Consider the following 13,918-nt stretch of genomic DNA (forward strand, 5'->3'; position numbering starts at 1 on the left):
GTCGTACCTGACGACGTACGACTCCGCAGCGCACAGATTGTCAGCTTTCGGCGGAGCCGTCAGCCTTCTCGCCCGAGGGCTTGGCGGGCTTCTCCGCGTCCGAGGACGCGGCACCCGGCTGGGGCTCGGCCACGGCGACCATCGCCGGGCGGATGACCCGCTCGCCGATCCGGTAGCCCGGCTGGAGGATCTGGACACAGGTGTCCTCGGTGACGTCCGAGGAGTAGCTGTGCATCAGTGCCTCGTGCAGAGTCGGGTCGAAGGGCTCGCCCTCCTTGCCGAACTGCTGCAGGCCCAGCTTGGCGACGACCGTCTCGAGGTTGTCCGAGACGGACTTGAAGCCGCCCGTGACCTCGCCGTGCTCGCGGGCCCGGCCGATGTCGTCCAGCACCGGGATCAGGGCCTCCAGGATGTTGGAGACCGCGATCTCACGGACCGTGAGCCGGTCGCGCTCGACCCGCTTGCGGTAGTTCTGGTACTCGGCCTGGAGCCGCTGCAGGTCGGCCGTACGCTCGGTGACCTCGCGCTGCGCTGCGGCGAGCTCCTCCGCGGCGCCGCCCGAGACCGCCTCCTCGGCGGCCTTCAGGACGGCCTCCTCGGCGGAGTCGTCGCCGGGCTTGTCGCCCTGCGGCTTCTCCGTCATGCCTTGTCACCCTTCGGCTTCTCGTCGTCCACGATCTCGGCGTCGACGACGTCGTCCTCGGCCTTGGCCGAGGCCTCGTCACCGGCCGGGGCGGCGGCGTCGGCGTTGGCGTACAGGGCGGCGCCGAGCTTCTGGGCGGTGGTGGAGACCTTCTCGGTCGCCTCGCGGATGGCCGCGATGTCCTCGCCCTTCAGGGCCTCCTTGAGCTCGGTGATCGACGTCTCGACCTCGGTCTTGACGTCGGCCGGGAGCTTGTCGGCGTTGTCGGCGATGAACTTCTCGGTCGAGTAGACGAGCTGCTCGCCCTGGTTGCGGGTCTCCACGGCCTCGCGGCGCTTGTGGTCCTCCTCCGCGTACTGCTCGGCCTCGCGCATCATGCGCTCGATGTCGTCCTTCGGCAGCGCGGAGCCACCGGTGACGGTCATCCGCTGCTCCTTGCCGGTGCCGAGGTCCTTCGCGCCGACGTGCATGATGCCGTTGGCGTCGATGTCGAAGGTGACCTCGATCTGGGGCAGGCCGCGGGGGGCCGGCGGCAGGCCGGTCAGCTCGAACATGCCGAGCTTCTTGTTGTACGCCGCGATCTCGCGCTCGCCCTGGTAGACCTGGATCTGCACGGAGGGCTGGTTGTCCTCGGCGGTGGTGAAGATCTCGGAGCGCTTGGTCGGGATCGTGGTGTTGCGCTCGATGAGCTTCGTCATGATGCCGCCCTTGGTCTCGATGCCGAGGGACAGCGGGGTGACGTCGAGCAGCAGGACGTCCTTGACCTCACCCTTGAGGACACCGGCCTGCAGGGCGGCGCCGATGGCGACGACCTCGTCCGGGTTGACGCCCTTGTTGGCGTCCTTGCCGCCGGTCAGCTCCTTGACGAGCTCGGCGACGGCGGGCATCCGGGTGGAGCCACCGACCAGGACGACGTGGTCGATCTCCGAGAGGGAGATGCCGGCGTCCTTGATCACGTTGTGGAACGGGACCTTGCAGCGCTCGAGCAGGTCGGAGGTGAGCTGCTGGAACTGGGCGCGGGTGAGCTTCTCGTCCAGGTGCAGCGGGCCCTCGGCCGAGGCCGTGATGTAGGGCAGGTTGATCGAGGTCTCCGAGGAGGAGGACAGCTCGATCTTGGCCTTCTCGGCCGCCTCGCGCAGACGCTGGAGCGCCATCTTGTCCTTGGACAGGTCGACGCCGTGGCCGGCCTGGAAGACCTTCACCAGGTGGTCGACGACCTTCTGGTCCCAGTCGTCACCACCGAGGTGGTTGTCACCGTTGGTCGCCTTGACCTCGACGACGCCGTCGCCGATCTCCAGCAGGGAGACGTCGAAGGTGCCACCACCGAGGTCGAAGACCAGGATGGTCTGGTCATCCTTGTCCAGGCCGTAGGCGAGGGCGGCGGCGGTCGGCTCGTTGACGATGCGCAGGACGTTGAGGCCCGCGATCTCACCGGCCTCCTTGGTCGCCTGGCGCTCGGAGTCGGAGAAGTAGGCCGGGACGGTGATGACGGCATCGGTGACCGTCTCGCCCAGGTAGGCCTCGGCATCCCGCTTCAGCTTCTGCAGGATGAAGGCGCTGATCTGCTGGGGGTTGAAGTCCTTGCCGTCCAGGTTGATCTTCCACCCGGTGCCCATGTGGCGCTTGACCGAGCGGATGGTGCGGTCCACGTTCGTGACCGCCTGGCGCTTGGCGACCTCGCCGACCAGAACCTCGCCGTTCTTCGCGAAAGCGACGACGGACGGCGTGGTCCGCGCACCCTCTGCGTTCGTGATGACGGTGGGCTCGCCACCCTCGAGAACGCTGACGACCGAGTTCGTCGTACCGAGGTCGATGCCGACCGCGCGTGCCATCGTGAATACCTCCACAGAAGAGTTGAGCTTTACAGGCTCAAGCATGCACGACGGTTCGTGTGTCGTCAACAGCTATGAGTCGAGGGGGCGCAACTTTACTGCGCGCTTATGCGTAACTTGAGCCAACCGGGTGAGCGTGCCCTTAGTGACTGCCGCCATACCCTGCGCATCTTCTGGCGGAGTACGGGCGACCGGTAGTGTCCGCCCCGGCCGGGGCAGTAAGTTACCGATGAGTACACTCGATTGACCCCTGTCGACAGAGCACCGACGCGAGCCCCTGGAAGCGGAGAGCCGATGCAGCTAGCAGCGATCCTCATCTCACTGAGCACGACCGTGGTCGGCGTGGCGCTGTTCGCTCGTGCGATCGCGTCGATCTACAAGTTCATCCGGTTGGGCCAGCCCGTCCCGAAGGGGGCGCGGATCAACGATCCGGTGGCCCGCACGGTGACCCTGATCCGCGAGTTCCTCGGGCACACCCGGATGAACAAGTGGGGCATCGTCGGCGTCGCCCACTGGGCCGTCGCCGTCGGCTTCTACGCGCTGATCCTCACCCTGGTCGGGGCGTTCGGCCAGCTCTTCGACGCCGACTTCGAAGTCCCGATCGTCGGTGACTGGACGCCGTACCTGGTGTTCCAGGAGGTGCTCGGCTTCGTCACCTTCCTCGGCATCGCGGTGCTCATCGTGATCCGCCAGCTGAGCCTGCCGAACAAGTCGGGCCGCAAGTCCCGCTTCGCGGGCTCGAACATGGGCTTCGCGTACTTCATCGAAGCGGTCATCCTGATCATCGGCGCGGCGATCCTGACGCTGCGCGGCATCGAGGGCGCGCAGCTGGGGGCCGACCACTACCAGGCCGCGTACGTGGTCTCGTACCCGCTGGTGAAGCTGTTCTCCGGCCTGAGCGTCGGTGCCCTGCACAACCTGCTCTGGGTGGTCGCGACCATCAAGATCTCGGTCTCCTTCATCTGGATGATCACGGTCTCGCTGAACACCGACATGGGTGTGGCCTGGCACCGCTTCCTGGGCTTCCCGAACATCTGGTTCAAGCGCAACGCCGACGGCGCCGTGGCGCTCGGCGCGCTGCAGCCGATGACCTCCGCCGGTGAGCCGATCGACTTCGAGGACCCGGCGGACGACGCCGTCTTCGGTGTCTCCCAGGTCGAGCACTTCTCCTGGAAGGGCATCCTCGACTTCTCCACCTGCACCGAGTGCGGCCGCTGCCAGTCGCAGTGCCCCGCGTGGAACACCGGCAAGCCGCTCTCGCCCAAGCTGCTGATCATGAGCCTGCGCGACCACGCCTTCGCCAAGGCGCCGTACCTGCTGGCCGGCGGCGGCAAGGACATGGAGGGCAACGAGCAGGCCACGGCCGAGCAGCTGAAGGACGTCCCGGCGGCGGCGCTGGCCGAGGCCGAGCGCCCGCTGATCGGTACCGCCGAGGAGAACGGGGTCATCGACCCCGACGTCCTGTGGTCCTGCACCACCTGCGGCGCCTGCGTCGAGCAGTGCCCGGTGGACATCGAGCACATCGACCACATCGTCGACATGCGCCGCTACCAGGTGATGATCGAGAGCTCCTTCCCGACCGAGGCCGGGACGATGCTCAAGAACCTGGAGAACAAGGGCAACCCGTGGGGCATGGCCACCAAGGCCCGCCTGGACTGGGTCAAGGAGCTCAAGAAGGAGACCGGCATCGAGGTGCCGGTGATCGGTGAGGACATCGACCCGGCCGAGGTCGAGTACCTCTACTGGGTCGGCTGCGCCGGCGCCCTGGAGGACCGCGCCAAGAAGACCACCAAGGCCTTCGCGGAGCTGCTGCACACGGCGGGCGTCAAGTTCGCCATCCTCGGCAAGGAGGAGACCTGCACCGGTGACTCCCCGCGCCGCCTGGGCAACGAGTTCCTGTTCCAGATGCTCGGCGCGCAGAACGTCGAGACGCTGAACGCGGCCCTCGAGGACGCGCCGGTCAAGCGGATCGTCGCCACCTGCCCGCACTGCTTCAACACCATCGCCAACGAGTACCCGCAGCTCGGCGGGCACTTCGAGGTCATCCACCACACCCAGCTGCTCCAGCACCTGATCGACGAGGGCAAGCTGCTCCCCGTCAACCCGGTGGAGGGTCTGATCACCTACCACGACCCGTGCTACCTGGGCCGCCACAACAAGGTCTACAGCCCGCCGCGCGAGATCATGGACAAGGTCCCGGGCCTGCGCCAGCAGGAGATGCACCGCCACAAGGAGCGCGGCTTCTGCTGCGGCGCCGGTGGCGCGCGGATGTGGATGGAGGAGCGGATCGGCAAGCGCATCAACACCGAGCGCGTGGACGAGGCGCTGTCCCTCAACCCGGACATCGTCTCCACCGCCTGCCCGTTCTGCCTGGTGATGCTCTCCGACTCCGTCAACGGCAAGAAGAACGAAGGCGCGGCCAAGGAGCACCTGAAGGTCGTCGACGTCGCCCAGCTGCTGCTCGAGTCGGTCAAGGCCGAGCCGGCCGCCGAGCCGGAGCCGGTCGAGGCCTGACGTACGTGTCCACGAGTGCCCCGTCCGCCGCCGGCGGGCGGGGCACGTTCGTACCGTCCCACGGCCATGGCCGTACCCGAAGCAGCCCGTGGACGGAGGCTGCTCGGAGAGCAAATACAGTAGGGCCCACACCCGTGGTGATACGGGCCGTACCGGAGCAAGGGGAGAAGCCCAGACCATGACCCAGGCGATCATGCTGGTCGGTGGCCAAGGCACACGACTGCGCCCGCTGACCACCCACACGCCCAAGCCCATGCTCCCGGTCGCCGGTGTGCCGTTCATCGCGCACCAGCTGGCCCGGGCCGCGGCGGCCGGGGTGACCCGGGTGGTGCTGGCCACCTCCTACCTCGCCGAGGTCTTCGAGGACCACTTCAAGGACGGCAGCCCGTACGGCATCGAGCTGATCTACCTCACCGAGCGCGAGCCGCTGGGCACCGGCGGGGCGATCCGCAACGCCGCCGAGGGCCTGACCTGCGGCCCGGACGAGCCGGTGCTGGTCTTCAACGGGGACATCCTCTCCGGGCTCGACATCGCCGCGCTGCGTGACAGCCACGTGGCCGCCGGGGCCGACGTCAGCCTGCACCTGACCCGGGTCGAGGACCCGCGCGCCTTCGGCCTGGTGCCGACCGACGCGGACGGCCGGGTGCTGGAGTTCCTGGAGAAGCCGGAGACGCCCGAGCAGATCATCACGGACCAGATCAACGCCGGCTGCTACGTCTTCACCCGCTCGGTGATCGACCGCATCCCGGCCGGCCGGGTGGTCTCCGTCGAGCGTGAGACCTTCCCCGAGCTGCTGGCGACCGGCGCGCTGGTGCGTGGCGTGGTGGACACCTCGTACTGGCTCGACCTGGGCACCCCCGGTGCGTTCGTCCGCGGCTCGGCCGACCTGGTGCTCGGCAAGGTCGACTCGCCGGCCGTGCCCGGCCCCATCGGCGAGGCGCTGCTGCTGCCCGGCGCCGAGGTCGACCCGGCCGCGGTGCTCAGCTCCGGCACGGTCGTCTCGGAGGGCGCGGTGGTCGAGGCCGGCGCGATCGTCGAGGCCAGCGTGATCCTGCCCGGCGCCGTGATCGGGCCGGACACCGTGGTCAAGGACTCGATCGTCGGCGCCTTCGCCGTGGTCGGCGCCCGCACCTCGCTGGACGGCGCCGTGATCGGTGACGGCGCGATCGTGGAGACCGACAACGAGCTCCCCCCGGGCATCCGGATCGCCTGCGGCACCCTGCTGCCGGTCGGCGCCGTCCGCACCACGGCCGGCCCCGGCGGCTGCCCGGCGGGCGAGACGGCGGCGGCGGTCGTGCACGGCCGCAAGGTGGCCGCGCAGCGCTGAGCCGCGCTGTCACGGGCCGACTGTCACGGGCTTGCTGCAAGTGTCCGCTCGGCGGACGGCGGGTCAGTTCCAGCGGGTACCTTCGGGGTGTGGCTGGCAACGGATACGACAGCGGTGAGCCCGAGTTCTTCACCGCGCCGAACGAGGGGTACCACCCGGCGGAGCAGCCGGGTGCCACCCGGGCGTTCCCGGTGGGCGGGTACGGCGATCCGGGCCCGTACGGCGAGGCGCCTGCGGAGCCCTACAACGTCGGTGTCTACCGGGCCGGGGGCCAGGCCGCGCCGCGGGTGCACGGCCCCCGCCCGCCGTGGAAGGAACTGCTGGTCGGGATCTACCGCGAGCCCGCCCGGACCTTCGACCGGATGCGCGAGCACCAGGCCTGGCTGCCCGCGCTGACCGTCTCGCTGCTGTACGGCGCGCTCGCGGTGCTCGGGATCGGCATCACCCAGAGCGAGGTGATGGACTCGACCTTCTCCACCGCGCTGCTGTCGATCCTCTCCGGCGCCGTGGTCTTCACCCTGGCCGGGGCGATGCTGGGCGCCGTCACGTACGGGCTGGCCCGGCAGTTCGGCGGGGACGGGCCGTGGCGCTCGACCATCGGCCTGGCCGTGCTGATCGGCTGGACCTCGGACGCGCCCCGGCTGCTGCTCGCGCTCTTCCTCCCCGCCGGCAACGTGCTGGTGCAGGCGATCGGCTGGGCCACCTGGATCTGCTGCGCGGTGCTGCTGACCACCATGGTCCGCCGGATCCACGACCTGCCCTGGGGCAAGGCGGCGGGGGCGGCGGCGGTGCAGCTGCTCGCGCTGCTGGTGCTGATCAAGCTGCCGACGCTGGGCTGAGCCGGTCGCGGGGTTCCGTAGGGTTGGAGCCGACAGGTACGCACTCGCCCTCGGAGCAGCCCGGATGACCCTCCTCCCCACCACTCACGTCAGCTTCCCCGCCGGGGCGGTGACCGGCGAGTCGCCGGTGCTGGCCGTCCACCCGCTGGCCGACGGCCGGTACGCCGTCGTCACCGAGGCCACCCCCTTCCACCCGCTCGACCACACCTGGCCCGACCAGCCGGCCGACCTCGGGACCCTGACCGTCGGCGGGGCCACGCACGCGGTGGTGGACTGCCTGACCGGTGCGGTGGGCCCCGAGGGCGGCGAGCTGCTGGTCGGCGCGGACATCCCGGTGCGGCGCGGCGACGAGGAGTGGTCCTGGCTGGTGCTGCACGTCCTGGCCGGCGACCCGGGCGCGGTGGTCGGCTCCGTCGCCACCCTGGCCGTGGACGCCGAGCGCCGGGGCCTGCTCTCCGCCTCGCACAGCGGCTGCCACCTGCTCGCGCTGGCCCTGAACGCCGCGCTCGCGCCGCGCTGGCGCAAGGACCCGGGCCGCTCGGACGCCTTCGGCCACCCGGACTTCGACAGCCTGGCGATGGACACCTCGGTGATGGACACCGAGGCCTCCACCGACACCTACCGGATCGGCAAGTCGCTCAAGAAGAAGGGCTTCACCGTCGAGGCGGGCGAGGGCTTCCCCGCCCTGGCCGAGGCGCTCCCGGCCCTCACCGAGGCCGTCAACGCGCAGCTGGCCGCCTGGGTGGCCGCCGACGCGCCCGTCCGCATCGAGGTGCCCGGCCCCGAGCTGACCGCCCGCCGCCAGTGGCACTGCGAGCTGCCCGACGGCTCCGCGCAGATCTTCTGCGGCGGCACCCACCTGCACCACCTGGGCGAGCTGGCCGAGCTCCGCACCGAGCTGCGGCTCTCCGAGGACGGCAGCGAGCTGGTGGCCGTGACGCGGCCGAAGCGGGCCTGAGTCCTGGTACGCGAGAGGGCGGCGGGCCTGTCCGGCCCGCCGCCCTTTCGCGTGTCCTGATGTCCTGAGGGCTCAGACCTCGGAGCGGTGGAAGTTGAGGTACGAGCGCGAGGCCGTCGGGCCGCGCTGGCCCTGGTAGCGGGAGCCGTACCGCTCGGAGCCGTACGGGTGTTCGGAGGGCGAGGACAGCCGGAAGAGGCAGAGCTGTCCGATCTTCATGCCCGGGTAGAGCTTGATCGGCAGGGTCGCCACGTTGGAGAGCTCCAGGGTGACGTGGCCGCTGAAGCCGGGGTCGATGAAGCCGGCGGTGGAGTGCGTCAGCAGCCCGAGGCGGCCGAGGCTGGACTTGCCCTCCAACCGGGAGGCGATGTCGTCCGGCAGCGTCACCGTCTCGTACGTCGAGGCCAGCACGAACTCGCCCGGGTGCAGGATGAACGCCTCGTCGCCCTCCGGCTCGACCAGCCGGGTGAGGTCCGGCTGCTCCTGGGAGGGGTCGATGTACGGGTACCGGTGGTTCTCGAACACCCGGAAGAAACGGTCCAGCCGGACGTCGATGCTCGACGGCTGAACCATGGCCGGGTCGAACGGGTCGATCTTGACCCGGCCGTTGTCGATCTCGGTACGGATGTCCTTGTCAGAGAGCAGCACGCTTCGAGGTTACGTGCATGACAGCGGGCTGGACGAATCCGCCCAGCCCGCTGCCACTGCTCCGCCTGCTGCTCAGGCCAGGAACTCCGCCGCCTCCAACTGCAACGCCCGGGCCAGCTGCGCCCCCGAGAGCTCGCTCACGTCGGCCCGCACCGAACTGCGCAGCCGCCCGCACTTGGGGCACCGGATCAGCCGGCCGGGCCCGAGCCGGGCCGTGCCGAGGTTCTGCATCGGGAACTTGGTGGTGCTGAACAGGTGCCCATCGGCACACCGAACGACGGTCCGCTGCTCCATCGATCCCCTTCCCACTCCGCCAGGAACAGCGACACATTAGGGGATCTACCGGGCACCACCCGGCTCGGCTCGCCGACCCCGTCGCCCGGCTCGTGACCGGCTCGTCGACCTGGCACGAGCACCCGGCCGGATGGGGTAGAGTGGGCGAAGATCGAGCGTCACTGACGACTCGTCACGCGGGCGTAGTTTAATGGTAGAACAGGAGCTTCCCAAGCTTCTAGCGCGAGTTCGATTCTCGTCGCCCGCTCCATAGGGACTTGCAGGTCAGAGCCGGTATCCGCAGCATGCGGGCACCGGCTCTCGTCGTACCGGGACTGCCGTTCGCCCGATCGCGTGCGAGGCCGGGGCGTCGACGGGGGCTCCCGCGTCGGTGGCCGCGCCGGCCTCGGCCAGGGCGTCGGCCACGACGCCGATCGCGGGGCGCGTCGCCGAGGTGGACCGCCAGACGGCGAAGACCCGGCGCCGAGGGGCGTCCGCGAGCGGTACGAAGCGCACCCGGGCGGTGGTCGGCTGGCGTCCCAGGCGCGGGATGATCGCGACCCCCAGGCCGGCCGCGACCAGGGCGAGCTGGGTGGGGTGCTCCGCGGCGGTGTGGGCGATGCGGGCCCCTCGGCGGTTGCGCAGCAGCCAGTCGTGGCACAACTGTCCGTTGCTGGAGGTGATCCAGTCCTCCTCGGCGAGCTCGTCCAGGCTCAGGCTCGGGTGGCCGGCCAGCCGGTGGTCCGCGGGCAGGGCGAGGTCGTAGGTGTCCTCGAGGAGCACGCGGTGGTCCAGCCCCGGCGGGAGGGCGAGCCGGTGATCGGTCCAGTCCTCCGCGACGGCCAGGTCGAGCAGCCCGCGCCGCACCGCCGGGACGGTCTCGGACGGCTCCTGCTCCCGCGCCGACACCGTCAGCTCCGGGTGGCGCGAGCGCAGGGCGCGCAGCGCCCCCGGCAGCAGGGCGCGGGCGGCGGTGGGGAAGGCCGCGATCGTGAGGTCACCGGTCACCGCGCCGTGGTGCCGCGCCATCGTCGCCATGACGCGCTCCATGTGCGCGAGCAGCTCGGCGGCCTGTTCGGCGAGCAGGGTGCCCGCCTCGGTCAGGCGCAGGCCCCGGCCCTGACGCTCCACCAAGTCCGTGCCGGTCTCGCGTTCGAGCCGCGCGATCTGTTGCGAGACGGCCGAGGTGGTGACGTGCAGGAGCCGCGCCGCGCTCACGACGGAGCCGGCCGTCGCCACCGCGTGCAGCACCCGCAGGCGTTCGAGGTTGAACATTTCAGTGATGCTAAGCGGTGCGGTCAACAGACGGTCACTTGTCCTTGCCGGAGATCGAATCCAGAGTGGAGGGTGTGCGAGGGGCGCCGGCCATCGGGGGTGGGCCGGGCCGTGTGGGGCCCGGACAGGTGTCGTCCGCCCGTCGCACGGTGCTGGTCGGGGGCCACGACGTACTGCTGTGAGTCCGTCGTGGCCCCGGCCTCTGCCCAGGCCCTCTCTTTCGGATCACGCCGGGCGGGCGTCCGACGTGATCCGAAAGAGAGGGCCTAGCTCCGGGAGAGGCCGATCCAGTAGCGGGAGGTGGGGCCGATGACGGTCTCGCGGACGTCCTCGAGGACGCCGCCGTTGCTCCGGATGGTGCGGGCGGAGGGCTCGTTGCCGGGGTCGCAGGTGACCAGGACCCGGGGGAGGCCGAGGCGGCGGGCGAGGTGGAGGTTCTCGCCGAGGGCCCAGGTGGCGAGGCCGCGGCGGCGGGCCGAGGGGCGGATGCTGTAGCCGATGTGGCCGCCGGCCTCCAGCAGGAAGTCGTTGAGCTCGTGGCGCAGGTCGATCGCGCCGAGGTAGGTGTCGCCCTCGACGATCCAGCGGTGGGTGGCGTGCACCCGGCCCTCCTCGGGCGGCACCGAGGTGTCGGCCCGGCGGAGCAGCCGGTCGACCCAGGCGGCGAAGCCGGCCGGGCTGTCCGTCTCGTCGTCGGGGGCGAGACCGGAGCCGTCCTGGTGGGCGCCGTCGAACTCCGCTCGGGCTTCGAGCCAGGAGGCGTGCAGGCGGGTGGTGGGGGTGATCAGTTCAGGCATGGCGGTGACCTCAATCGGTGAATTCGCGCAGGTGACGGACCCGGCTGACCAGGAGGACGGCGGGCGAGAGGGTGATGGCCGCGCAGGTGAGGGCGAGGGCGGCGCGGGGGCCGTAGGCGGTGGCGGCGGCGCCCGCGGCGAGGGCGCCGAGGGGGATGGCGCCCCAGGAGATGAAGCGGACGGAGGCCATCACCCGGGGCAGGAGCTCCGGCGGGGTGACGGTCTGGCGGTGGGTGCGGGTGAGGATGCTGGTCACCACCACGCCGGCGGAGAAGCCCGCGTTGCCGAGGGCGAAGACCAGCAGGCCCCAGCCGGGCCCGGCCAGCGGCATCAGGAAGGCGGTGCCGGCGGCGAAGCACCCGGCCAGGACGGTCGCCCGGGCGCTGCCGAAGCGGCGGCCGAGCGCGGGGGTGCGGGCGGCCATCAGGACGGAGCCGATGCCCTCGGTGGCCATCAGGAGGCCGACCAGACCGGCCGGGGCGTCCAGGGTGCGGACCAGGAAGACCGGCACCAGGGCGGCGAGCGCCCCGCAGCCGAAGTTGATCAGCGTGGCGTCCAGCACGCAGACCCGGATCACCGGGTGCCGCCCGACGAACCGCAGCCCCTCCTTGATCTGCTCCAGGAACGGCTGCCGGGTGGTCGGAGCGCTGGGCGGGACGGCCGGGAGGCTGCGCAGCAGGCCGGCCGAGGCGAGGTAGCTGACGGCGTCGGCGAGCATGGCGGCCGCGCCGCCGACGAGCTGCACCAGCAGGCCGCCCAGGGCAGGGCCGCCGAGCAGGGTGGCGGCGCCGGAGAGCGAGGTCAGGCTGTTGCGGGCGGTCAGCTGCTCCTTGGGGACGATCGAGGGCAGGAAGGAGGAGTTGGCCACGTCGAAGACGACGGTGGCGATGCCGACCAGCAGGGAGACCAGCACCAGCTGGGCCAGTGAGAGCAGCCCGAAGGCGGCGGCGACCGGTACGGAGAGGATCGCGAGCGCCCGGGTGAGGTCCGTCGAGACCTGCACGCCGCGCAGTGGCAGCCGCTGCGCGAGCACCCCGGCCGGGAGGCTGACCAGCAGCCAGGCGACGTTCCCGGCGGCGGTGAGCAGGCTGATCTGGAAGTTGGAGGCGTGCAGCGCGGTGACCGCGATCAGCGGCAGGGCCACGGTGGTCACGGCGCTGCCGGTGTTGCTGATGGCCGAGGCGGTGAAGTAGCGCCAGAACACCGCGCTCCCGGCGGCCCCCTCCGCCGGACCGGTCTGTTGTCGCACTGCTGCCGTCATCGCCACCCCCGAGTCAGTTCCTTTTGGGAACTCACTCTAGCGGGTACTCGCCTGCGGCAGGATGGGGGGATGCGTTACACGGACCTGACGGGCGACACCGACTGCACCATTGCCCAGGCGCTGGGCGTGGTCGGCGACGCCTGGACGCTGCTGGTGGTCCGGGACATCGCGGGCGGGGTGCACCAGTTCGACGCCCTGCAGGAGCGCCTGGGCATCAGCCGCAAGGTGCTGACCCAGCGGCTGCAGGCCCTGGTCGAGGACGGCGTGCTGGAGAAGCGGCTCTACCACCAGCGCCCGCCCCGCTACGAGTACCGGCTGACCGGGGCCGGGCGCGGCCTGCTGCCCGTGCTGGTCGCGCTGCAGGACTGGGGAGCGCGGTACGTGGTGGGTGACGGCACCCTCTCCGCGACCAGCGAGCCGGACTCGGCCGAGGCCCGGCGGGTGCACGCGCTGGTCGGCGCCCGGGTGCCCGAGCTGCTGCTGCCCGCCGCCACGGCCGCCGGCCCGGGCGGCGAGCTGGACCCGGTCGCGGACACCCGCTGGACCGTCCTGTACTGCTACCCCGGCGCGTACCTGCCGGGCATCCAGGCCCTCCCGGTGGACTGGGGGCAGATCCCCGGCGCCCGGGGCTGCACCCTCGAGTCCTGCACCTACCGCGACCGGCTGGCCGACTTCGCCGCCCGCGGCGCCGCCGTGTACGGCGTGAGCACCGGCCGCCCGGACCAGCTGGCCTCCTTCGCGGCACACGAAGGCATCCAGTTCCCCCTGCTCTCCGACGCCGAGCTCCAACTCGCGGCAGGCCTGCGCCTGCCGACCTTCCGGGCCGCGGGGGTGGACCGCCTCAAGCGGCTCACCCTGGTGGTGGACGACGAGCGCGTCGTCCAGGGGGTTCTCTACCCCTTGCCGGACCCGGCCGGGTCCGTGGACGACGCGCTGGCGCTGGTGGAGTCGCTGGGCTGATCCGACGTCAGTGGTGCGCCTTCGAAGGGGGGTTGCCCTGGGCGGCGCTCACCCGGGTTAGTAGGATCATCCATATGGGACCTCTGGAGCCGAACGCGGCGGAACTCGTACTTGGTCTGATCGTCTTCTTCTTCATCTTCGGGATACTCGGCGCCGTGCTGCTGCCCCGGATCGAACGGGTGCTGGCCCAGCGCTCGGACGCCATCGAGGGTGGGCTCGAACGGGCCGAGGCCCAGCAGGCCGAGGCGCAGCGGGTGTTGGAGCAGTACCGGGCCGAGATCGCGGCCGCTCGGCAGGAGGCCGCGGCGATCCGGCAGACGGCGGTGGAGCAGGGGGCTGCCCACCTGGCCGAGGTGCGGGCGCAGGGGCAGGCGCAGCGGGACGAGTTGGTCGCGCAGGCGCAGGTGCAGCTGGCCGCGGACAAGGTGATCGCGGAGGCGGCCCTGCGGGAGGACGTCGTCCGGGTGGCCGTGGAGCTGGCGGGGCGGATCGTCGGGGAGCCGCTCGGGGAGCTGCCGCGGACGCGGGAGATCGCGGAGGAGTTCTTCGCGGAGCCCGTCAACAGCTGATCGCTGAGGGTCGGTTGAACTA

Annotated in this window: 13 protein-coding genes and 1 tRNA gene; 7 read left to right on the forward strand and 7 right to left on the reverse strand. The window is 71.1% G+C overall.

Going from position 1 to position 13,918, the window contains the following annotated elements; genetic code table 11:
• Positions 1–40: 40 nt before the first annotated feature.
• Together grpE and dnaK are read right to left on the reverse strand one after the other, a co-directional pair.
• On the reverse strand, positions 41–643 hold the full coding sequence (grpE, locus tag ABT095_RS12540; RefSeq protein WP_350529332.1) for a nucleotide exchange factor GrpE: 603 nt from the start codon (positions 641–643) through the stop codon (positions 41–43).
• On the reverse strand, positions 640–2,475 hold the full coding sequence (gene dnaK, locus ABT095_RS12545; RefSeq protein ID WP_350529333.1) for a molecular chaperone DnaK: 1,836 nt from the start codon (positions 2,473–2,475) through the stop codon (positions 640–642). The genes grpE and dnaK overlap by 4 nt, the downstream gene beginning before the upstream one ends.
• A gap of 294 nt (positions 2,476–2,769) precedes the next feature.
• Between dnaK and ABT095_RS12550 the strand changes: the two genes are divergently transcribed.
• The 4 genes from ABT095_RS12550 (at position 2,770) to ABT095_RS12565 (ending at position 8,113) form a co-directional block, all read left to right on the forward strand.
• Positions 2,770–4,989 carry a (Fe-S)-binding protein gene (locus ABT095_RS12550; RefSeq protein WP_350529334.1) on the forward strand — a complete coding sequence of 740 codons (2,220 nt, stop codon included), beginning with the start codon at positions 2,770–2,772 and terminating at the stop codon, positions 4,987–4,989.
• Between the two features lie 178 nt (positions 4,990–5,167).
• Positions 5,168–6,316: a mannose-1-phosphate guanylyltransferase gene (manB, locus tag ABT095_RS12555; protein WP_350529335.1), complete on the forward strand. Its 1,149-nt coding sequence runs from the start codon at positions 5,168–5,170 to the stop codon at positions 6,314–6,316.
• Positions 6,317–6,405: 89 nt separating this feature from the next.
• Positions 6,406–7,155 carry a Yip1 family protein gene (locus ABT095_RS12560; protein ID WP_350529336.1) on the forward strand — a complete coding sequence of 250 codons (750 nt, stop codon included), beginning with the start codon at positions 6,406–6,408 and terminating at the stop codon, positions 7,153–7,155.
• Positions 7,156–7,219: 64 nt separating this feature from the next.
• Positions 7,220–8,113: an alanyl-tRNA editing protein gene (locus ABT095_RS12565; RefSeq protein ID WP_350529337.1), complete on the forward strand. Its 894-nt coding sequence runs from the start codon at positions 7,220–7,222 to the stop codon at positions 8,111–8,113.
• Between the two features lie 72 nt (positions 8,114–8,185).
• Here the strand turns inward: ABT095_RS12565 and dcd are convergent, their stop codons facing one another.
• Both dcd and ABT095_RS12575 read right to left on the reverse strand, forming a co-directional pair.
• Positions 8,186–8,761: a dCTP deaminase gene (dcd, locus tag ABT095_RS12570; RefSeq protein ID WP_350529338.1), complete on the reverse strand. Its 576-nt coding sequence runs from the start codon at positions 8,759–8,761 to the stop codon at positions 8,186–8,188.
• Between the two features lie 72 nt (positions 8,762–8,833).
• The gene (locus tag ABT095_RS12575) at positions 8,834–9,055 is read right to left on the reverse strand and encodes a hypothetical protein (protein ID WP_350529339.1); all 222 of its coding nucleotides are present in this window, start codon (positions 9,053–9,055) and stop codon (positions 8,834–8,836) included.
• Positions 9,056–9,231: 176 nt separating this feature from the next.
• Between ABT095_RS12575 and ABT095_RS12580 the strand changes: the two genes are divergently transcribed.
• Positions 9,232–9,305, forward strand: a tRNA-Gly gene (locus ABT095_RS12580).
• Between the two features lie 14 nt (positions 9,306–9,319).
• On the opposite strand, the gene ABT095_RS12585 is transcribed toward ABT095_RS12580, so the two are convergent.
• The 3 genes from ABT095_RS12585 to ABT095_RS12595 all read right to left on the reverse strand — a co-directional run bounded on the left by ABT095_RS12585 (position 9,320) and on the right by ABT095_RS12595 (position 12,367).
• Positions 9,320–10,309, reverse strand: a complete 990-nt coding sequence (locus ABT095_RS12585) for a LysR family transcriptional regulator (RefSeq protein WP_350529340.1) — start codon at positions 10,307–10,309, stop codon at positions 9,320–9,322.
• Positions 10,310–10,575: 266 nt separating this feature from the next.
• On the reverse strand, positions 10,576–11,106 hold the full coding sequence (locus tag ABT095_RS12590; RefSeq protein ID WP_350529341.1) for a GNAT family N-acetyltransferase: 531 nt from the start codon (positions 11,104–11,106) through the stop codon (positions 10,576–10,578).
• Between the two features lie 10 nt (positions 11,107–11,116).
• Positions 11,117–12,367: an MFS transporter gene (locus ABT095_RS12595; RefSeq protein ID WP_350529342.1), complete on the reverse strand. Its 1,251-nt coding sequence runs from the start codon at positions 12,365–12,367 to the stop codon at positions 11,117–11,119.
• Positions 12,368–12,436: 69 nt separating this feature from the next.
• Here ABT095_RS12595 and ABT095_RS12600 point away from each other — a divergent pair, with 69 nt between their 5' ends.
• Positions 12,437–13,327, forward strand: coding sequence for a winged helix-turn-helix transcriptional regulator (locus tag ABT095_RS12600; protein ID WP_350529343.1), 891 nt, complete (start codon positions 12,437–12,439; stop codon positions 13,325–13,327).
• A gap of 74 nt (positions 13,328–13,401) precedes the next feature.
• Complete coding sequence (gene atpF, locus ABT095_RS12605; protein ID WP_350529344.1) at positions 13,402–13,896, forward strand: F0F1 ATP synthase subunit B; 495 nt, start codon at positions 13,402–13,404, stop codon at positions 13,894–13,896.
• The last annotated feature ends 22 nt before the right edge of the window (positions 13,897–13,918 follow it).

The organism is Kitasatospora sp. NPDC002227 (assembly GCF_040296285.1).
Lineage (GTDB): Bacteria > Actinomycetota > Actinomycetes > Streptomycetales > Streptomycetaceae > Kitasatospora.